The 19,998-nt window shown below is 73.3% G+C and carries 14 protein-coding genes; 6 read left to right on the top strand and 8 right to left on the bottom strand.

Annotated elements, in window-relative coordinates; translation table 11 throughout:
• Positions 1–10 precede the first annotated feature (10 nt).
• Positions 11–2,401: a collagenase gene (locus ACIBH3_RS19855; RefSeq protein ID WP_396313309.1), complete on the top strand. Its 2,391-nt coding sequence runs from the start codon at positions 11–13 to the stop codon at positions 2,399–2,401.
• Between the two features lie 202 nt (positions 2,402–2,603).
• On the opposite strand, the gene ACIBH3_RS19850 is transcribed toward ACIBH3_RS19855, so the two are convergent.
• Positions 2,604–4,166 carry an FAD-dependent monooxygenase gene (locus tag ACIBH3_RS19850; protein WP_396313308.1) on the bottom strand — a complete coding sequence of 521 codons (1,563 nt, stop codon included), beginning with the start codon at positions 4,164–4,166 and terminating at the stop codon, positions 2,604–2,606.
• Between the two features lie 94 nt (positions 4,167–4,260).
• Between ACIBH3_RS19850 and ACIBH3_RS19845 the strand changes: the two genes are divergently transcribed.
• Positions 4,261–4,914 carry a TetR/AcrR family transcriptional regulator gene (locus ACIBH3_RS19845; RefSeq protein WP_396313307.1) on the top strand — a complete coding sequence of 218 codons (654 nt, stop codon included), beginning with the start codon at positions 4,261–4,263 and terminating at the stop codon, positions 4,912–4,914.
• 269 nt (positions 4,915–5,183) lie between these two features.
• On the opposite strand, the gene ACIBH3_RS19840 is transcribed toward ACIBH3_RS19845, so the two are convergent.
• The 4 genes from ACIBH3_RS19840 to ACIBH3_RS19825 form a co-directional block, all read right to left on the bottom strand.
• Positions 5,184–7,556: an immune inhibitor A domain-containing protein gene (locus ACIBH3_RS19840; RefSeq protein ID WP_396313306.1), complete on the bottom strand. Its 2,373-nt coding sequence runs from the start codon at positions 7,554–7,556 to the stop codon at positions 5,184–5,186.
• Positions 7,557–7,868: 312 nt separating this feature from the next.
• Positions 7,869–9,950 carry a prolyl oligopeptidase family serine peptidase gene (locus ACIBH3_RS19835; protein WP_396313305.1) on the bottom strand — a complete coding sequence of 694 codons (2,082 nt, stop codon included), beginning with the start codon at positions 9,948–9,950 and terminating at the stop codon, positions 7,869–7,871.
• A 119-nt stretch (positions 9,951–10,069) separates the two neighbouring features.
• Positions 10,070–10,417 carry an ArsR/SmtB family transcription factor gene (locus tag ACIBH3_RS19830; protein ID WP_396313304.1) on the bottom strand — a complete coding sequence of 116 codons (348 nt, stop codon included), beginning with the start codon at positions 10,415–10,417 and terminating at the stop codon, positions 10,070–10,072.
• 30 nt (positions 10,418–10,447) lie between these two features.
• Positions 10,448–10,822, bottom strand: a complete 375-nt coding sequence (locus ACIBH3_RS19825) for a hypothetical protein (RefSeq protein WP_396313303.1) — start codon at positions 10,820–10,822, stop codon at positions 10,448–10,450.
• A gap of 407 nt (positions 10,823–11,229) precedes the next feature.
• Between ACIBH3_RS19825 and ACIBH3_RS19820 the strand changes: the two genes are divergently transcribed.
• A complete protein-coding gene (locus ACIBH3_RS19820; RefSeq protein WP_396313302.1) occupies positions 11,230–14,088 on the top strand; it encodes a DEAD/DEAH box helicase in 2,859 nt (952 codons plus the stop codon).
• A gap of 75 nt (positions 14,089–14,163) precedes the next feature.
• Here the strand turns inward: ACIBH3_RS19820 and ACIBH3_RS19815 are convergent, their stop codons facing one another.
• Positions 14,164–15,063 (bottom strand): 5'-3' exonuclease H3TH domain-containing protein, encoded by a 900-nt coding sequence (locus tag ACIBH3_RS19815; RefSeq protein WP_396313413.1) that lies wholly within the window; start codon positions 15,061–15,063, stop codon positions 14,164–14,166.
• A 109-nt stretch (positions 15,064–15,172) separates the two neighbouring features.
• Complete coding sequence (locus ACIBH3_RS19810) at positions 15,173–16,216, bottom strand: cation diffusion facilitator family transporter (RefSeq protein WP_396313301.1); 1,044 nt, start codon at positions 16,214–16,216, stop codon at positions 15,173–15,175.
• 319 nt (positions 16,217–16,535) lie between these two features.
• Between ACIBH3_RS19810 and chrA the strand changes: the two genes are divergently transcribed.
• From chrA to ACIBH3_RS19795, 3 genes are all read left to right on the top strand, one after another.
• Positions 16,536–17,717, top strand: coding sequence for a chromate efflux transporter (chrA, locus tag ACIBH3_RS19805; RefSeq protein ID WP_396313300.1), 1,182 nt, complete (start codon positions 16,536–16,538; stop codon positions 17,715–17,717).
• 132 nt (positions 17,718–17,849) lie between these two features.
• Positions 17,850–18,113: a hypothetical protein gene (locus ACIBH3_RS19800; RefSeq protein ID WP_396313299.1), complete on the top strand. Its 264-nt coding sequence runs from the start codon at positions 17,850–17,852 to the stop codon at positions 18,111–18,113.
• An 86-nt stretch (positions 18,114–18,199) separates the two neighbouring features.
• Entirely contained in the window at positions 18,200–19,063 is an 864-nt protein-coding gene (locus ACIBH3_RS19795; RefSeq protein ID WP_396313298.1) for a GDSL-type esterase/lipase family protein, read from the top strand.
• A gap of 124 nt (positions 19,064–19,187) precedes the next feature.
• On the opposite strand, the gene ACIBH3_RS19790 is transcribed toward ACIBH3_RS19795, so the two are convergent.
• The gene (locus tag ACIBH3_RS19790) at positions 19,188–19,925 is read right to left on the bottom strand and encodes a gamma-glutamyl-gamma-aminobutyrate hydrolase family protein (protein WP_396313297.1); all 738 of its coding nucleotides are present in this window, start codon (positions 19,923–19,925) and stop codon (positions 19,188–19,190) included.
• Positions 19,926–19,998: the final 73 nt, after the last annotated feature.

The following is a 19,998-nucleotide window of genomic DNA, read 5'->3' as shown; positions in this document are numbered from 1 at the left end:
TGGAGCACAGGTGTCAACTCCCCGCACCGCGCGTCGGGTTCTGCTCGCCGCCACCCTCGCGGCGACCCTCACGCTGCCCGCCATCGAGACCGCCAACGCGTTCTCGACCGGGGCCCCGACGGCCCCGGCAGCCCCGGTGACCGCCCCGGCCGCCGGCCCCGCCTTCACCGCCGACGCCCCCAGCGCGACCGGCTACGACGAGGTCGACCACCTGGGCGACGCCGCCGCGCGGACCGGCACCGCCGCCCCCGCCCCCGGCGGCGGTTCGCTCGGCGCCTCCCTGATCCCGGGTCTGCTGCCCGAGCGCGTCGGCGCGCCCGCCCCCGCCGCCGGCGCGACGGCCGGCACGACGCAGGCCCCCGCCGCCCCCGCCGCCGGCGTGCCCTGCACGGTGGACGGCATGACCGCACTGAGCCCCGCCCAGCTGGTCACCTTCCTCACCGATCCGGCGGTCAGCGCCGACGGCTGCCTGAAGTTCCTCTGGACCTGGGACGCCCGCTACGCCACCACCATGGACGACGCCCACGTCCAGGCCGTCGCCAACCGGATCAGCCGGCTCGCCGCCGCCGACGACGGCACCGGCGCCTCGCACCTCTACGAGCTGTGGACGTTCCTGCACGCCACCGTCTACTTCGACTTCAACCACACCGAGATCGACGTCACCGACGCCCCGACGCTGGCCGCCATCCAGCAGGCGATCGACGCGTACGCGGCCTCCCCGCACGCGTTCGACACCACCGAGCGCGCCGGCGCGGTGATGCGCGAGATGACCATCACCTCGGGGAGCACCGGCCTGCGCCAGAACAACCTCCCGCTGGTCCGGAGGATCCTCGCCAAGCTCGCCCCGGGCACCACCCTCGGCGACAGCGCCCAGTGGGGCAATGCCGCGCTGGCCGCGCTCAACGTCAACTACCTCGGAATCTACAACCAGGACCCGGCGTTCACGGCCGCCGTCGCCGCCTCCGCCGACTACCGCGCCTCGTTCCGGGCCTTCGCCGGCTACGGGCACCTCAAGGGCACCAAGAACGCCTGGGTGGCCCGCGACGCGGTGGCCGAGTACGGCCGCTTCGGCCAGATACCCGCGCTGAAGTCCGGCATCGTCGCCGAGCTCGGCGACCTGCTGAGGATCACCGCGAGCACCTTCGGCGAGTACTCCGCGCCCTGGGTGAAGGTGGTCGGCTGGGCCAACACGTACGGCAGCTGCGCCCAGTACGGCGTCTGCACCGACCAGATCGAGGCCAAGCTCTTCCCGAACACCTACCGCTACGACAACGGCGCGATCGAGGTCCGCACCGCCCTCGACAAGGCGACCGTCGACCAGATGTACTACGCCAGCAAGCAGGTGAAGAGCCAGTTCTTCCGGGTGCTGGGCACCGACGTCCCGCTGGCCGGCGACACCAACAGCACGCTGCACATCCACCTCTACGCCTCGCGCGCGGACTACGAGGTGTACCACCCGCTGCTCACCGGCTACTCCACCAACAACGGCGGCATCTACATCGAGAAGGGCGCCACCTTCTACACCTACCAGCGCCGGGTGCCGCAGGACTCCACCCTCACGCTGGAGGAGCTCTTCCGGCACGAGTACACCCACTACCTCAACGGCCGCTGGGCGACGCCGGGTTACTTCGGCGACCCGCGCTGGTACGCCGGCGACAGGACCACCGCGATGGACGAGGGCACCGCCGAGTTCTTCGACGGCGCGACCCGCGACCAGGGCATCCTGGTGCGCAGGTCACTGGTGAACAAGCTCGCCCAGGACGAGGCCAACGGCATCCCCCGGATGACGATCGACCAGCTGATCCATGCCCGGTACGACGACACCCCGGCGTTCCACTTCTACAACTACGCGGGCACGTTCTTCGAGTTCCTCTGGCAGAGGCACCCCTCGCTGATCCGCGAGATGTACGGCTACCAGCGCGCCGACGATCCGGCCGGCTTCGACGCCTGGCGCAGCCGGGTCGGCTCGGACGGCGCGCTCCAGGCCGAGTACGGCGCCTTCCTGGACGCCCAGATCCGCAACGTCGCCAACCTGTACGTGCCCAGCACCAGCTTCACGCCCAACGGCTACCTCGACTACGCCTACCCGTCCGAGGTGCAGGCCGCCTTCGCCAAGGCGACCCAGATCACGCCGTCCTGCAAGGACAACGGGGACTGGGCCAACAAGCCGATGCGCTTCGTCTGCACCGGCCGGATCACCGCCAACCTGGCCGACTCCGGCAGCCCGGACCGGGTGTTCAAGGACATGTCCGACACGGTCGACTACTTCATCCTGACCCGGACCAAGGACATCGCCAACAACCTCAACGACATGAACTGCACGTTCGGCAAGGTCGACGTCTGGCCCTCCGGCCGGGCCGGCACCGCCGACTACACCTGCGAGGGCCCGCTGCGCAGGTAGCACCCGACTCCGGTCGGGCGCGGCGGGGAACCTCACGAGGGCCGCGCCCGGCCGGGCACCACCACCCGCCTCCTCCCGCCTCCTCCCCCGACTCCCGTACGGGCCGGCCGTCCTGACCGCTTCCGCGGCCGGCCCGTACGGGCTCTGCCATGTCCGCCGGATCCGACATGTCCTGCCTGCCTGCCCGGCCTGCCCGGTCCGGTCACGGCTGCGGGCGCTGCTCACCGAGCCGGGCGAGGTAGTCGCGGACCAGCTGCCCGGCCTCGGGCGGCACGCTGAGCGCGATGTGGTTGTCCGGGCGGACGAGCACCAGCGCGTCGCCGGTGATCCCGTACGCGCGCCGGGCGTGGCCGCCGGTGTCGCTCAGCCCGCCGGTGTCGCCGAGCCCGCCGGGGCCGGCGGCGTCCACGGCCACCGGGCGCAGCGCCGGACCTCCGGCGTCCGCCGCGCTCAGCCCGGCGAGCGCCGGCAGGGTGGCGGCGCCGAAGCCGAGCAGCGTGAAGTGGTCGCCGGCGAACCGCTCGAAGAGCCGGACGGGCCTGCCGTCGGCGTCGTGGCAGGGCGCGTCGGGTGCGCGCTCACCCGGGCGCGGCCCGCCGTCGAAGGAGCCGTCCGCCGCCAGCCGGCTCCACGGGTAGCCGATGCCGAGCCCCCGGGTGTCCGGCGTGGCGATCGACTCCACCCCGACGCCCGGCACGCTGACGGCCGCCATCACCCTGGCGAGCGCGCTGCTGCTGAAGTCCAGCGTCCAGGCGGCGATGGGCAGCCGTTCCTCCTGGTAGCTGTCGAGCAGCCCGGGCGCGGCCCGGCCGGCCAGCACCAGCGCGAGCTTCCAGCCGAGGTTCCAGGCGTCCTGGATGCCGGTGTTCATGCCCAGCCCGCCCGCGAAGGGGTGCACATGGGCGGCGTCCCCGGCGAGGAACACCCGGCCGACCCGGTAGCGGTCGGCTATCCGGATGTTGGCCCGCCAGGTGGAGAGCCAGGTCGCGTTGCGCAGCCTGATCCCGGGCACCCGGGCGTACTTGTCGAACAGCCGCTGGAAGCCCTCCAGTGTGGGCTCCAGCATCGTGCCGTCCGCAGCGAACTCCGGGGTGGCCTGGATCTGCCAGACGGGTGACCCCTCGAAGGGGCAGAGCAGCACGGCGCCGTCGGTGTCGAACCACTGATGCCAGAGCGTGGGGTCGAGTTCGCCATCCACCTCCACGTCCCCGCAGAACATCACCTGCTCCGGGTCGGTCGTCCCCTCGAAGGCCACGCCGAGCTGCTTGCGGATCCGGCTGCCGGCGCCGTCGCACCCGACCAGGTAACCGGCCTCGATCCGCCCGCCGTCGGCCAGCGTGACGGTGACGCCCTGCTCGTCCTGGGTGAGCGCGGCGAACTCCGCGCCGTACTCGACCCGGACGCCGAACTCGGCCAGCCGCTCGCGCAGCAGCTCCTCGACCCGCCACTGCGGCACCGTGAGCGAGCGCGGGTACGGGACGTCGGGGGTGGCGAGAACGTCGGCGAAGGGATCGCTGTCGCTGATGTGCTCCCCGGCGAAGTACTTGCGGAACACCAGGTCGGTGCGGCCGGCCCCGGCCAGGCGCTCGGCGAGCCCGAGGTCGGCCAGCACCTCCAGGCTCCGCGGGTTGAGGCCCTTGCCGCGCGAGATCCGGTGGGGCTCGGCCGACCGGTCGATGATCCGGACGGCGGTGCCCTGGCGGGCGAGCGTGCAGGCGAGGGTGAGTCCGGTCGGGCCGGCGCCGACGATCAGTACGGATGCCATGGTCGTGCCTCTCTCTCAGGTCTTGAGACCATGAAACAGCAACCTGGTAATGAATGCAACCGAGTAACGAAAGTTCCTGGGTTAGGATCGGTGTATGAGTGAGCCCGGAGGTCTGCGGACCCTGAAGAAGGAGCGCACGCGCCAGGCCCTCGCCGACGCGGCTATCACCCTGTTCCTCGCCCACGGCTTCGACCAGGTCTCGGTCGCGCAGATCGCCGCCGCGGCCGAGGTCTCCAAGCCGACTCTGTTCCGCTACTTCGCCAGCAAGGAGGCGCTGGTCCTGCACCGCATCGCCGACCACCGCGGCGAGGCCGCGCGGGTGGTCGGCGCGCGCCCGGCCGGGCAGTCGCCGCTCCAGGCGCTGCGCCACCACTTCCTGGACCGGCTGGAGCACCGGGACCCGGCGACCGGCCTGTGCGACGAGCCCGAGGTCGTGGCCTTCCACCGGCTGGTCTTCGAGACCCCGAGCCTCAGCTCCCACCTGCGGGACTTCGTCGCCGCCGACACCGAGGCGCTGGCGCAGGCGCTGACCGAGGCGGTGGAGGGGCCGGAGGGCGCCGCGGCGGACACCATGACGCCCCGGCTGGTGGCCGCCCAGTACGTCGCCGCGCGGCAGATCCTCACCCAGGCCAACTGGGTCCGGCTGGCGGCCGGCCAGAGCGCCGAGCAGACCTACCCCCGGGCGGTGGCCGAAGCCGAGCGGGCCTTCGCCCTGCTCGCCGGCGGAGCGGCCGCCCGGGGCTACTGACCCGCAGCCGGGCAGCCGCCGAAGGCGGCCGGCGCGGGCCCGGGCCCCACCCCGAGCATCGACGTTGTGTGCCGGATCGGTCACGGAACGGCGATGGGCCGACGGTCGCGTCGGCGGGCTGGAAGCATTGCCGACCCGGCGTCACATCGTCGTGTGGGTGGCTTCGTGCAACCCGGCGAGGTGGCGCCCGGAAGCCGGCACACGCGCCGGAGCCCCGGCCCCCCGGTGGCGGGGCCGGGGCTCGGTGGCCCTGGGCCAGATCATGACGCTCAGGATGCCGGACCGACCTTGACGGTGGTCAGCTGGCCGCCGCGGGTCTCGCGGACGACCTCGATCCTGGTGTTGGTGTCCGGGACCTTCACCCCGAGCTCGGGGTTGGCCGGGTCGGCGTAGACCCCCGTCCGGTCGTTGAACACCGGCACGGCCGGTTCGGCCGCGAACCTGGTCGCCACACCGACGCTGTGCAGGGTGAACGCCGTGGTGGGCTTCAGCGAGAACGGCGCGTCGTAGCTCTGCGCCCGGGCGTTGACGAGCGCGCCGCCCTGGAAGCGGATCGACTGCGGGTGTGCGTCGACCGGCAGGATCAGGCCGCCGCCGAGATGGTCACGGGTGTTGTTGTCGGCGTAGGCGGTGTCCCAGAGCCAGACCAGCACACCCTCCTGGTACGGGTAGGTGTCGATGATGTTGGCCTTGCCGACGATCCCGGAGTACCCGAAGTTGTACGGGCCGGTCTTCAGGAACGCGCCGTAGCCGACGTAGCGGCGGTTCTCCACCAGGTACGCGCGCGGGTGGTCCTTGACGGCGTCCCGGCCCTTGATGACGGTGAACCCGGTACTGGCCCAGTCCCCGGGGCCGTTCTCCGCCCCGTCGTCGACCAGCTGCACCCCGTCGGCGCTGATCCGCACGGCGTCGACCAGCGCGCCCTTGCCGTGGGTGTTGCCGTCCGAGGTGACGTGGAAGCGCACCTGGACCCGCTGCCCGAGGTAGGCGTCCAGCGGGATGTGCAGCTGCGCCCAGCCGGCCGACGTCCCGCTCAGCCCGGGGGTGAGGGCGGGAGTGTCACCGATCGGCGCGCCGTTCACCGTGCCGTGCAGCGGCTTCCAGGTCTTGCCGCCGTCGGCGGAGGCGTCCACCGAGAGGAAGTCGTAGTCCTGCTCGATGTCGTACCAGGCGGCGGCGTCCAGCGCGGCCGAGGCGGTGCGCCCGGTCAGGTCGAGGGTGCGGCTCAGCGAGGCGTCCATGTTGTCGCCGGTGTCGCTCCACCACTGCGCGCCGCCCTGGTACGGCTCGGCCAGCGTGGTGGTGGTCCGGGACGGCGGCAGGTGCACCAGGACGGCCTGCGCCTGGTCGGTGTTGTAGCCGCTGACCCCGAGCGCGTGGCTGGACCTGGTGGCGGCCTGCGCCTCGTCGTAGTTCAGCCAGCCGAACTGCAGCTTGGACCAGGCGTCCAGATCGCCCGGGTACTCGCCGGTGGTGTTCTTCCCCTTGCCCAGGTACGAGGCCGAGGACATCAGCGACCAGAAGTTGACGGCGTTGTCGCCGCCGTTGGTGGAGTAGAGGTCCGGCAGGCCGAGGTTGTGGCCGAACTCGTGCGAGAACAGGCCCACTCCGCTGTTCTCGCCCGCCTGGACGTAGTCGTAGACGTACAGGCCCGAGTCGCCGACCGGTGCGCCGCCGATCCTGTTGCCGTCCGGGCCGGTGCGGCCGGCCGGGTCGGGGAAGGTCCAACTGCGGTGCGCCCACAGGGCGTCCGCGCCCTGCTGGCCGCCGCCCCAGGTCTCGTCGACGCCGGCGTGCACCACGATGACGTTGTCGAGGTAGCCGTCGGGCTGCTCGAAGTTTCCGTCCTTGTCGTGGTCGTAGCGGTCGTAGACGTCGTACTGGGCCAGCTCGGCCCGGACGTCCGCGGCGCTGCGGCCCTTGGCGACCTCGCCGTCGTACCAGGCCTTGACCGCGTCCCGGACGAACTCCTGCGCCTGGGTCCACGCGCCGTTGCCCTGCGGGCCCTTGTTGCTGCCGTAGCGGGCCTCGTTGTACGGCACGGTCACCCAGTCGCTGACGGTGCCGTCGAGGTCGTACCGGCCCGAGGACTGGGTGCGGTAGTAGTTGCGCATCGAGTTGGCGCCGGGGGAGCCGTCGAAGAACATCTGCTGGTAGTAGTCGCGGCTGAAGTCGCTCTTCCAGAAGGTGTGGGTGTCGCTGCGGTCCGGCTGCGGGATCCGGTTGTGCTGCGGGCCGGGGGTGCCGCCGTAGCGCACCTGCCCGTTGTACAGCGTGGAGTTGTCGACCTCGTCGCCGAACTGGGCGAGGATCACGAACACCTTGTCGTGACGCTGCTGGGCCAGCTGGACGTAGTCGTTGCCGATCTTGACCTTGGCCGGCGCGCGGCCGTCCGAAGTCCTGGCGACGGCGCCCTGGTTGAGCTGCTCCAGCGCCTTGCTGCGCAGCGCCTGCCGCTCGCGCTCCTGCGGCGCCGGCGGCTGGGGCGGGGCCTCCCGGCCTTCGCTGACGCCTTCGGCGCCCTGCGCGGCGGTGCTGACCTGGGGGAGAGGGGGTGCGGCCTGGGCGGGCGTGCCGAGGAGGGTGGCCGCTATCGCGCTCGTGGTGAGCGCCGCCGCGAGTACCGCGGACAGTCTGCGCAACTGACCGGTCCTTTCCGGACGGGGGTGGTCGGGTGAGCGCAGGTAATATTTCACATGTCATGGGTCACACGGAAGGCTCGGGTCGTGATCGGCTTGCGGTCGACTCCCGTCCGGCGTCGGGCTGTTCGCCCTCCGGCGGCGCGCGGTCGCCCTCCGGCGGCGGGTCGGCGGCGGTCATCCTGGGCGGCTCCCGGACGTCCTGCGGGCCCGGTACGCGGCTCGGCGCAGTGGGAAGTCGGGCCGACCGACTTCCCACTGCGCCCGGTCGGTGTGCGGCCGCCGGTGCGGGGCCGCTCCGGCGGCAGGGCGCCGTCAGCTCAGGGCGGCGCGCAGGAAGGCGAGTTCGGCCTCGGTGATGCGCTCGTTGATGCCGTCCGGGGTCATGTGGGTGACGCCCGGCAGCGGCAGGACGCTGTGCGGGCGGCCGGCCAGGGTGAGGGCCCGGGAGAGCCGGAGGGTGTGCGAGGGGTGGACGTTGTCGTCCGCGAGGCCGTGGATCAGCAGCAGCGGGCGGCTGAGCGAGGGCGCGTCGGGGATGAGGTCGTCGGCGGCGTAGCCGGCGGGATTGTCCTGCGGCAGGCCGAGGTAGCGCTCGGTGTAGGCGGTGTCGTAGCAGCGGAAGTCGGTCGGCGGGGCGCCCGCGCAGGCGGCGTGGAAGACGTCGGGGCGGCGCAGCACGGCGAGTGCGGCGAGGTAGCCGCCGTAGGACCAGCCGCGTACGCCGACCCGGGCGAGGTCCAGGTCGCGGTGGCGCTCGGCGAGCGCGTGCAGGGCCGCGACCTGGTCGTCGAGCGCGACCCGGGAGAAGCGCCGGAAGATCGCCCGGCTGAACGCGGGGGAGACGAAGGGCGTGCCCCGGTTGTCGGTGGTGATGACGGCGAAGCCCTGGTCGGCCCACCACTGGCGGAGCTGCCAGCGCCGAGGTTCGTTCGCGACCGCCTGGTACCCGGGCCCGCCGTAGACGTCCAGCAGCACCGGCAGGCGCTGCCCGGCCAGGTGGCCGCGCGGGTACACCACGGCGGTCGGCAGGCCGTGCTCGGTGACCTTGGCGAGCTGCGGGGCGACCCGGTACGGCAGTGCGGCGGCCAGGTCGGTGAGGGCGAACCGGGTATCCCGGAAGTGCAGTTGGCGGCGGACACCGTCCGGGCCGGCCGAGCTGAGCAGCAGGGTGTCACCGGCGGCGAGCGCACTGTGGACGCCGGGGCCGTCGCTGAGCCGCTCGGGGGCGCCGCCCTCCGGGTCGATCAGGTGGACGTGCTGGTCGGCGGGGTCGCCCTCGCCGCTCTCCACCAGCAGTCGCCCGCGCAGCCGCCCGACGACCCGGCGGATCTGCAGGCCGGAGGTGTCCAGCGGCTTGCCGTCCAGGGCGAGGCCGCGGGCCCCGGGGGTGTCATGGGCGGTGAGCAGCCGCCCGCCGGTGAGCCTGGCGGGGGTGCCGGGCAGATCGTCGACCCAGAACTCGTCGACGGTGCGCGAGAGTTCGCGGGTGGTGCCGGTGGCGGGGTCGGCGCTGAGCAGCAGTACGTGCTGCTGGAGGCGGTCGGCGACGGTGAGCAGGATCTCGCCGTTGCCCTCCCAGCCCGCCGCGCACAGGTACGGGAAGGCGGCGGTGTCCCAGTCGATGCGGACCTTGTGGCCGTCGAGTGCGAGCACCCAGAGCTGGAGGTCGGCGTTGGGGCCGCCGGCCTGCGGGTAGGCGAAGGACTCGGCCGGCCGCGCGGGGTCCGCCGGGTCGGCGAAGTGGCGTTGCGGCAGGGCGGATTCGTCGATCCGGGTGGTCAGGACGGCGGCGCCGTCAGGGCGCCACCAGTGGCCCCGGGAGCGGCCGAGCTCCTCCGCGGCGGCGAACTCGGCGACGCCCCAGACGGCGCCGTCGGCGGGGCTCAGCGCGCCGCCCGGGTGCAGGGCCGGCGCGGGGGTGAGGTGCAGGGCGCCGTCCGCGACGTACGCGGTGCGGTGGCCGGCCGGGTCCGGGCGGGGGTCGAACGCGGGCCCGGCGGTGGGCAGTTCGGTGGCGTGGCCGGTCGCGGTGTCGACCCGGAGGAGCCGGCCGTCCAGGGCGAGGACGGCGACGGAGCAGTCGGCGGTGGCGGCGAAGGAGCCGATGCCGGGGGCCCGGAGCCGGATCCGCTCACGCAGCCGGCGTTCGAGCACGGGCAGGTCCGCGGGTGCGCCGGTGCGCCCGGGGGCGAGGACCATGGGGTCGGCGACCAGCCGCTCGTGGCGGGTGGTCAGGTCGAGCAGCCAGAGGCGTTCGACCGGGTCCTCGGGGCCGGTGGAACGCAGGTACAGCAGGCGGGTGCCGTCCTCGGCGAGGGTGACGGCGCGGGGGGAGCCGTAGCCGAACCGGCCGGTGCGGGCACTGAGGGCGAGGAAGGGGTCGGTGGTGGTCACGGGCCGATGGTTGCGCCGGAGGGAGCCCTCCGACCAGTAGCATGACGTGTGAAATGTCACACACCAGTGATCCCCTCCGTGACTCCCGCCGCATCCCCCGGCTGCCCGCCCCGCCGGGCCTACGGGCCGTGGCCCGCCTGCTCCGAGGTCGCCCGCAGCTCCGCGAGCAGCACCCCCTGGTCGGACAGCAGCTCGGTGAGGATCCGCCGGGCCGCCCGCAGGAGGTCCGCGACGTCCCCGCCCGCCAGCGCGTACATCACCGTGGATCCCTGCCTGGTGGCCGTCACGATGCCCGAGCGGCGCAGGACGGCGAGCTGCTGGGAGAGGCTGGAGGGCTCTATGTCGAGTGCGGCGAGCAGGTCGCGCACGGGGGTCGGCCCGTCCTGGAGCAGCTCCAGGACGCGGATGCGGATGGGGTGGCCGAGCATCCGGAAGAACTCGGCCTTGGTCTTGTACAGCTCTGGCACGGTGTCGGTCCCCTCGCACGGCTCGCCCGGTCAGATTTCGAGGCCGACCTCGATCCGCTTGAGCTGGTGCCGGGCCATCGCGAGGTTGGAGCGGGTGCGGTTGAGTGCGAGGAAGAGGAACAGGCCGCGGCCGTTCTTCGTGGTGAGCGGCCTGATCAGGTGGTACTGGCTGGTCAGGCTGACCAGGATGTCCTCGATCTCGTTGTCGTGGAGGTTGAGCATCTCCATGGTGCGCATCTTGGCCCGCACCAGGTCGGTGTTGCCGGCCGCCGCGATGTTGAGGTCGAGCTCGGCGCCGTCCCCGAGGGAGCCCAGGGCCATCCCGCTGCTGTAGTCGACCAGCGCGATGCCGATCGCGCCCTCGATGGTCATGGCTTCCTTGAGGGTCGTCTCCAGATTCGCCATGGTGATCCTCCTGTGGCTCTGCGTGGTGAACCGGCCCGTGGGTCACGGTCCGGTTGCGGTCGGTCACGAATCTAGGGAGGACATCCGCCGTCGCCTACCTGATGACCAGAGGTGACCGAAGCTGGCCGTAGTGCGATCGAAGTGTGCTGTGCCAATGATCGATTGAAGACATTTGCAACTATGGATCTGATTGAACGGTGATCCCGGGCTCTCTCCGAAAACGGTGCTATCGATGTCAGCCGTGACGGGTAATCTCTCGCTGAGATGCACGATCACCACATCAACCACAACCGCTGCGCCCCGGTCCCGGCCCTCGCCGGCCCGGCCCCGCAGCCGCAGGCGTCGCCGTCTGCGCCCCCGTCTCGCCCAGCAGGGCCGTACTCCCACGGGAAGAAGAGGTGACGCAGATGAGCAGCAGCATGCCCGAGCGCCCCGACGATCAGGAGCTCAGCCCGGCCGAGGCCTACGCGGCCTTCCGCCGCCGGGCCAAGGAGCAGGCCACCGCCCTGTACGGCTTCCAGCAGCTCTACGACTTCCCGCTGGACGAGTTCCAGATCGAGGCCTGCAAGGCCCTGGAGGGCGGTGAGGGAGTGCTGGTCGCCGCCCCGACCGGCTCCGGCAAGACCATCGTCGGCGAGTTCGCCGTCCACCTGGCGCTCCAGGGTGGCCGCAAGTGCTTCTACACCACGCCGATCAAGGCCCTGTCCAACCAGAAGTACGGCGACCTGGTCAAGCGCTACGGCGCCGCCAAGGTCGGCCTGCTCACCGGTGACAACACCGTCAACGGGGACGCGCCCGTCGTGGTGATGACCACCGAGGTGCTGCGCAACATGCTCTACGCGGGCTCGCAGACCCTCGACGGCCTCGGCTACGTGGTGATGGACGAGGTCCACTACCTCGCCGACCGCTTCCGCGGCGCGGTCTGGGAGGAGGTCATCATCCACCTCCCCGAGTCCGTCACGCTGGTCTCGCTCTCCGCGACGGTCTCCAACGCGGAGGAGTTCGGCGACTGGCTGGACACCGTGCGCGGCGGCACCAGGGTGATCGTCTCCGAGCACCGGCCCGTCCCGCTCTGGCAGCACGTGATGGCCGGCAACCGGATGTACGACCTGTTCGCCAACCCGGACCGCGACGGCCGCCCCAAGGACGCCCCGCGCAACCCGGCCAAGGCCGTCAACCCCGAGCTGGTCCGCCTCGCCCGCTCCGAGCAGGTGCCGGGCCCGCGCGGTGACCGCTTCGCGCGCGGCCGGGGCCGCTCGATGCCGAACGGCCGCCCGGGCCGGGTCTGGACGCCGGGCCGCGTCGACGTCATCGACCGGCTGGATTCCGAGGGCCTGCTGCCGGCGATCACCTTCATCTTCAGCCGGGCCGGCTGCGAGGCCGCCGTCCAGCAGTGCCTCTCCTCCGGCCTGCGGCTCAACAAGGACGCCGACCGCGCCCAGGTGCGGGCCATCGTCGAGGAGCGCTGCGCCGACATCCCGGACGAGGACCTGCACGTCCTCGGCTACTTCGAGTGGCTGGACGGCCTTGAGCGCGGCATCGCCGCCCACCACGCCGGGATGCTGCCGCGCTTCAAGGAGGTCGTCGAGGAGCTGTTCGTCAAGGGTCTGGTCAAGGCCGTCTTCGCGACCGAGACGCTGGCGCTGGGCATCAACATGCCGGCCCGCTCGGTGGTCATGGAGAAGCTGGTCAAGTGGAACGGCGAGACCCACGCCGACATCACCCCCGGCGAGTACACCCAGCTCACCGGCCGGGCCGGCCGGCGTGGCATCGACGTCGAGGGTCACGCGGTGGTGCTCTGGCAGCGCGGCCTGGACCCGGAGGCCCTGGCCGGCCTCGCCGGCACCCGCACCTACCCGCTGAAGTCCTCGTTCCGGCCGTCCTACAACATGGCCGTCAACCTGGTCTCCCAGTTCGGCCGGCACCGCTCGCGCGAGCTGCTGGAGACGTCCTTCGCGCAGTTCCAGGCGGACCGCTCGGTGGTCGGCATCGCCAAGCAGGTCCAGCGCAACGAGGAGGGCCTGGACGGCTACCGCGAGTCGATGACCTGTCACCTCGGGGACTTCGACGAGTACATGGGGCTGCGCCGGGCCCTGAAGGACCGGGAGAACGAGCTCGCCCGCGAGGGCACCGGCCAGCGCCGGGCCGCCGCGATCGAGTCCATCGAGCAGCTCAAGCCGGGCGACGTCATCCATGTGCCGACCGGCAAGTTCGCGGGCCTGGCCCTGGTGCTCGACCCGGGGCTGCCGCCCGGCAGCCGCTCACCGCGCGGCGGCACCCGCCACCCGGACTACCAGGACGGGCCGCGCCCGGTGGTGCTCACCGCCGAGCGGCAGGTCAAGCGGCTCGCGATGATCGACTTCCCGCATCCGGTCACCGCGGTCGAGCGGGTGAGGATCCCCAAGTCCTTCAACCCGCGCAGCCCGCAGTCCCGGCGTGACCTCGCCTCCGCGCTGCGCACCAAGGCGGGCCACCTGGAGCCCGAGCGGTTCCGCAAGGGCCGCGCGGCGGCCGCCGACGACCCGGAGATCACCCGGCTGCGCGCCGCCCTGCGCCAGCACCCGTGCCACGGCTGCGACGAGCGCGAGGACCACGCCCGCTGGTCCGAGCGCTACCACCGGCTGCACCGCGACACCGAAGTGCTGGAGCGCAAGATGCGTTCCCGCACCCACACCATCGCCCGCACCTTCGACCGGGTCTGCGGCCTGCTCACCGACCTCGGCTACCTGGAGGGCGACACCGTCACCCCGGACGGCAAGCGCCTGGGCCGGCTCTACGGCGAGCTCGACCTGCTCGCCTCCGAGTGCATCCGCGAGGGCGTCTGGGCGGGCCTGGCCGCCGCCGAACTCGCCGCCTGCGCCTCGGCGCTGGTGTACGAGGCCCGGCAGGCCGACGACGCGGCCGCACCCCGGGTGCCGGAGGGCAACGCCAAGGAGGCGCTCGGCCGGATGGTCCGGATCTGGGGCCACCTGGACGCCCTGGAGGAGCAGCACCGGATCAACACCGCCGAGGGCGTCGGCCAGCGCGAGCCCGACCTGGGCTTCGCCTGGGTCGCCTACCGCTGGGCGCTCGGGCACGGGCTGGACTCGGTCCTGCGCGACGCCGACATGCCGGCCGGTGACTTCGTCCGCTGGACGAAGCAGCTGATCGACGTGCTCGGCCAGATCCAGGACGCCGCGGGCGAGGACGCGCAGCTGCGCGGCACCGCCCGCAAGGCGGTGGACGGGCTGCGGCGCGGCATCATCGCCTATTCCTCGGTGGGCTGACCCCGCCGCGGGTACGACGGGGGCCCGGGCGGTGCGCCGCCCGGGCCCCCGCGCCGTGCCGGGTGTGGTGTCCGCTCAGCCGGCCAGCACCGCGAGCACCCGCTCCAGCGAGTGGCCCAGGCCCCAGCGGGCGGAGAGCTCCTCCAGCGTCATCGGGTCGAGCGGCTCGCGCGGCAGCGCCGGGTCGAAGGCCGGCAGCGGCGCGTCGGCGGCGACCCGGACGACCGTCGGCGCGACATCCAGGTAGGCCGCGCCCTCGATGATGTTCTTGCGCCGGGCCGGGGTGAGCCGCGAACGGGAGTCGTGCGCGGCGGCGCGGATGCCCGCGAGGTCGCCGTACTCGTTGATGAGCTGGGCGGCGGTCTTCTCACCGATGCCCTTGACGCCCGGCAGGCCGTCGCTCGGGTCGCCGCGCAGGGCCGCCATGTCCGCGTACTGGGCGCCCCGGACGCCGTACTTCTCCAGCAGCAGCGCGTCGTCGGTGCGCTGGAGGTTGCCCATGCCCTTGACCGGGTAGAGCACCTCGACCCGCCGGGCGTCGTCGACCAGCTGGAAGAGGTCGCGGTCGCCGGTGACGATCTGCACCGGGCCCTCGGCGCGGGCGGTGAGGGTGCCGATCACGTCGTCCGCCTCGAAGCCCGGCGAGCCGACCTTGGCGATGCCCAGCGCGTCGAGCACCTGCTCGATCACCGGCACCTGCGGGGCCAGCGTGTCCGGGATCTCCTCCTCGCCGTCGACGGCGGCCTCGGCGAGCCGGTGCGTCTTGTACGAGGGCACCAGGTCGACCCGCCACTGCGGGCGCCAGTCGGCGTCCATACAGGCGACCAGCTGGTCCGGGTGGTGGTCCTGGACCAGGCGAGCAATGAAGTCCAGCAGCCCCCGGACGGCGTTCACCGGCTCACCGGCCGGGGACCTCACGGAGTCCGGCACCCCGTAGTAGGCGCGGAAGTACAGGCTGGCGGAGTCGAGCAGCATCAGTCGCGGTGCGGTCACGCCTCCGATCATGCCGTACCGCGGTGACAGCGTGCGCGTGGCGCTCGGCGTGCGGCGCTCGATGCGTGGTGCTCGGTGCTCGTGGGCGCGCTCAGTGCTCGTGCGGGCCGCTGCGGTGGACCGGGCCGTGGGAGTCGCCGCCGCAGTGCTCGGGGGAGGGCGGGCCCGCGGTGCCGATCTGGAGCAGCTCCTGCGCGTCGTCCTCGCCCAGGTGGTCGACCTGGAGGGTGGCGTGGGTGATCCGGTAGTCCTCCCGCAGCCGCCGCTGGAGCCCGCGCCGCACGGCGTGGCAGTCGCCGTCCGGGGCGACCAGGATGTGTGCGGACAGCGCGGGCTGGCCGGAGGTGATCTCCCAGATGTGCAGGTCGTGGATCTCCACCACCTGCTCGGCCGCGATCAGCCGGTCGGCCACCACGTCCGGGTCGATCCCGGCGGGGGCGGCCTCCAGGAAGATCCGCCCGGAGTCGCGGACCAGGCCGATCCCGGCCCGCAGCATCAGCGCCACCACGAACAGCGAGGCGATCGCGTCCGCCCGTTCGAAACCGGTGGTGAGCATGATCAGGCCGGCCACGGCGGTGGCGATGAAGGCGTACAGGTCGGTCAGCACGTGCTGGAAGGCGCCCTCGACGTTCAGCGAGGTGCGGTTGGCCTTGGACATGCACCAGGTCGCCGCCAGGTTGACGACGATCCCGATCAGTGCGGTGATCAGCACCAGCGAGCCCGTCACCTCGGGCGGGTTGAGCAGCCGGGTGACCGCCTCGTACCCGAGCCAGGCGGAGAGCACCAGCAGGGTGACGCCGTTGGCCTGCGCGGAGAGGATCTCGGCCCGCTTCAGCCCGTAGGTGTAGCCGCCCCTGGCGGGCCGGGCGGCCAGCCGCATCGCGACCAGGGCGAGCACGATCGAGGCCGCGTCGGTGAGCATGTGCGCGGCGTCCGAGATCAGGGCCAGGGACTGCGCGGCGAAGCCGGCCACGACCTCGCCCGCCATGAACACCACGATCAGTGCGAGCGCGCCGAGCAGCCAGCGGCGGTCGGCGTCGGCCGCCACGCCGTGCGAGTGGCCGCCGTGGCCCTTCACGCCGTGGTCGTGCGGCTCGTGCTGGCGGTCGCTGTGACGGTGGTCGTGGCCGGCCATCGAAGTCCTCTCCTGAGCCGTGCACGGATGGGCGGGCGAGCGCTGACTGGGCGGGGCCGCCGCGTGGCCGCCCCGCACCCGAAGTGAACCGCAGATCGAACGAAGATCCAAAGGCTGCACTGGTGACCGTTGTCGTTCCCGTCCAGGCGCCGCAAGGGCTCCGGACGGGCCAGGGGTCTGGGCCGGACGGGTGGCCGGCTGTTCGCCCGGCTCCGGTAGGGTTCGCGCCGCCCGCCCGCCCGCCCGCCCTGCCGGCGGGCGGGCAGGCGCTGTCGGCACGGACGGCGCGGGCACCGGCGGAGCGAGCGAGGGAGCGTCAGTGACGGAGCGGGAGGACCAGGACGAGGTCCGGCTGCGGACCATCGCCCGGGAGTGGGGGCGGATCGGCGTACTCGGCTTCGGCGGACCGCCCGCGCACATCCTGCTGCTGCGCCGGCTCTGCGTGGAGCAGCGCGGCTGGCTGACGGGCGCCGAGTTCGAGGACGGCATCGCGACCACCAACCTGCTGCCCGGCCCGGCCTCCACCCAGCTGGCGATCTTCACCGCCTGGCGGCTGCGCGGCCCGGTCGGCGCGGTGGTCGGCGGAGTCTGCTTCATCGTCCCCGGGCTGCTGCTGATCCTGGCGCTGTCGGCGCTGTTCCTCGCCGCGGACCCGCCGCGCTGGGTGCTCGGCGCGGCGGCCGGCGCCGGCGCGGGCGTCCCCGCCGTCGCGCTCCAGGCCGCCACCACGCTGGTGCCCGGCAGCCTCACCCGGGCCGGTCGGGCGCCGGCGGCCCGTACCCGGTGGGTGCTGTACGCACTGGCGGGCGCGGTGGCCGCGATCCTCACCGGGCCCTGGCTGGTGCTGGTCCTGCTCGCGGCCGGGCTGGCCGAGGTCGTCGTCCGGGGGAGAGCCGCCCCCACCGGCCCGGGTGTGCGGCGCCCGGCCCTGCCGCCGCTGCCGCTCGCAGCCGCGGTGCCCGCGCTGGGCGGGCTCGGGGCGGTGGCCTGGGTGGCGTTCAAGGTGGGTGCGCTCTCCTACGGTGGTGGCTTCGTGATCATTCCGCTGATGCAGAGCGACGCGGTGCACCGCTACCACTGGATGACGGACGGTCAGTTCCTCAACGCGGTGGCCCTCGGGCAGGTCACTCCCGGGCCCGTCGTCCAGACCGTGGCCGCCGTCGGCTACGCGGCCGCCGGGCTCGCCGGCGGGCTGCTCGCGGCCGGCGTGGCCTTCGCGCCCTCCTTCCTGTTCGTGATCCTCGGCGCGGCGCACTTCGACCGGATCAGGGTCGACCGCCGGGTCCAGGACTTCCTCACCGGGGCCGGCCCGGCCGTCATCGGCGCGATCGCCGGCTCGACCGTGCCGCTCGCCGCCTCGCTGGGGGCCGGCTGGCAGTGGGTGCTGCTGGCGGCGGCGCTGCTCTGGCTGGTGGCGGCCCGCAGGGGTGCGGTGACCGCGCTGCTGGCTGCCGGGACGCTCGGCGCGCTGGCGGTGACGGCCGGGCTGCCGCTGACCTGAGGCCGCCGGGGAGAGCCGCCCCGGGGTCGTCCGGGAGTCGCCGCCGAGCCGTTCCGACCTTGCCCGGGCGATGAGCCAATCGGGTGAGCGGAGCTTGCACGGGTACGGACGATTAGGTGACGATCACTTCCCGTGAAGATCACTACGACGGCCCCCGGGGCGGGCCGGCTCGTCGAACCGGAGCCGACCGCCGCCTACCTGATGAATCGTCACATGGCAGCGGCCCGGGAGTGGTTCCCGCACCAGTACGTCCCGTTCGGCCGGGGGCGGGACTTCGACGGCCCGCTCGGCGCAGCGCCGTGGAACCGGCAGGAGCACCGGCCCGAGCACCCGTACGACGGGATCGTCTCGGCCGGCTGCGGTCAGAACGCCGTCCTCGTCCTCACCGCCGTCTGACCTGCCCCACCTCCACCGCCCTGTCCCGAGCCGTCCCGACCGGCCCGCCTCCCCCCGTCCCGACCTGACCCCTCAGGAGCACCCCCATGCCCGCGACCTCCCAGTCGGCCCCGCCATCCGTCCGGCCTCTCGCCGACCCGCCGACGCCCGAGCTGCCCGCCCGCCGTCCGGGTGCCCGGCCCGCCCGCCGGCAATTACTCCTCACCGCCGCCCGGCTCCACACCACGCTGCTGATGAAGCGGCCCCCGGCCAACTGGCACGTCCCCTCGCCCGACGGCCGGTACGGATGTGCGGAGGGCCGTCCCGTGCCTCTGCTGCTGCTCGGCGACTCCCTCGCGCAGAGCCTCGGGGTGCAGGCCGGGGAGGAGACCATGGGCGCGCTGCTCGCGAACGACCTCGCCGGGCGGACCGGCCGGCCCGTCTCGCTGCGCGTGCTCGCCCGGGCGGACGCGACGGCGCGCTCGGTACAGCGCCAGGCCCTGCGGGTGAGCTCCCTCGGCTCACCTGGCATCGCCGTGGTGGTCATCGGCGGCAACGACGTGATGCTCCCGCTGCCGATCGGCCGCTCCGCCCGGCTCTTCGCGCGCGCCGTGGCGCTGCTGCGCGAGGCCCGGTGGGAGGTGGTGGTCGTGCCGTGCCCCGACCCCGGGCACGCGCCCGGCATCCGCGCGGTGTTCCGCCGGCTGCTGTCCTACCGGGCCGGGCGGCTGGCCCGCCTGCACACCCGTGCCGCGCTGCGCAGCGGCGCGCTGATCGCGCCCTGGTCCGAGCACGAGTTCCGCGACCGCGCCGCCGAGCTGCTCAGCGCCGACGGCAGGCATCCCTCGGCCCGGGGCTACGCGGAGCACGCGCGGCGGATGCTGCCCGGCCTGTCGGCCGCCGCCGACCGGCTGCACGTCTCCCAGGCGCTGGCCATCGCCCTGCCGTCCGCACCGGCGGGCGAGGACTGACCCCGGGGGCCGACGGTCGAACACCGGGCGGCCGGGCCGGGCCGGCCGGACAACCCGGCTGTGCGGGCACCCGCACAGCCGGGTGCCCGCCTCCTTCGTACCCGCTCGCCCGCGAGGCCGGCGCTCAGCCCGCGACCGGGACCAGCGGGACCGTCGCCGGGGCGGCGGTCGCCGCCCGCACCAGGGCCCGCATCACCCGCAGGTCCTCGCTCTGCTCCGGGTGCCACTGCACACCCACGGTGAAGCCCGGACCCTCCACCCCCTCGATCGTCCCGTCCGCCGCCAGCGCGCTCACCCGCAGACCCTCGCCGAGCCGGTCCACCGCCTGGTGGTGGAAGGTCGGCACGGTCAGTTCCGACTCCGGCAGCAGCCCGCCGAGCAGTGTCCCGGGGACGGGCCGCACGGTGTGCCGGCCGTACTTGCCGGGCGTGCCGGCGTGCGTGTCCGGGTCCACCACGTCCGGCAGATGCTGGATCAGCGAGCCGCCGCAGACCACGTTCAGCACCTGCATACCCCGGCAGATGCCCAGCAGCGGCATGCCCACCGCCAGCGCGGCCCGTACCAGCGCCGACTCCCAGCGGTCCCGGTCCGGGCAGTCCGCGTCGGTCAGCGGGTGCGGCGGCTGGCCGTAGTACGCCGGATCCATGTCCGGTCCGCCCGCGATGACCAGCGCGTCCAGCCTGGTCAGCATCTCGGGCGCGCGCTCCGGCGCGTCCGGCGGCAGAAGTACGGCCAAGCCGCCCGAATCCTGTACGAAGGCGGTGTAGCACTCGGGCACCAGAGCCACCCGGCGATCGCGCCAGTCGCTCCAACTCGCGTCGACCACGTAGGTGCTGACGCCGATGAAAGGCCTGCGGTCCATGCACGAATTCTTCACCAGCCGGGGCTTCGCGGCGGTGAGGCGCGAGCCTCGGCGCGCCACGCGGGGAGTGGCC

Source organism: Kitasatospora sp. NPDC050543 (assembly GCF_044457565.1).
GTDB lineage: Bacteria > Actinomycetota > Actinomycetes > Streptomycetales > Streptomycetaceae > Kitasatospora.
The sequence above is the reverse complement of the archived record's forward strand: the minus strand, read 5'-3'. Positions and strand labels throughout refer to the sequence as shown.

Bases quoted from the DNA above. Each gene is read 5' to 3' on its own strand.
- ACIBH3_RS19850 (WP_396313308.1), bottom strand. From the start codon at position 4,166: ATGGCATCCGTACTGATCGTCGGCGCCGGCCCGACCGGACTCACCCTC.
- ACIBH3_RS19845 (WP_396313307.1), top strand. From the start codon at position 4,261: ATGAGTGAGCCCGGAGGTCTGCGGACCCTGAAGAAGGAGCGCACGCGC.
- ACIBH3_RS19825 (WP_396313303.1), bottom strand. From the start codon at position 10,822: ATGGCGAATCTGGAGACGACCCTCAAGGAAGCCATGACCATCGAGGGC.
- ACIBH3_RS19820 (WP_396313302.1), top strand. From the start codon at position 11,230: ATGAGCAGCAGCATGCCCGAGCGCCCCGACGATCAGGAGCTCAGCCCG.
- ACIBH3_RS19815 (WP_396313413.1), bottom strand. From the start codon at position 15,063: ATGCTGCTCGACTCCGCCAGCCTGTACTTCCGCGCCTACTACGGGGTG.
- ACIBH3_RS19810 (WP_396313301.1), bottom strand. From the start codon at position 16,216: ATGGCCGGCCACGACCACCGTCACAGCGACCGCCAGCACGAGCCGCAC.
- ACIBH3_RS19795 (WP_396313298.1), top strand. From the start codon at position 18,200: ATGCCCGCGACCTCCCAGTCGGCCCCGCCATCCGTCCGGCCTCTCGCC.
- ACIBH3_RS19790 (WP_396313297.1), bottom strand. From the start codon at position 19,925: ATGGACCGCAGGCCTTTCATCGGCGTCAGCACCTACGTGGTCGACGCG.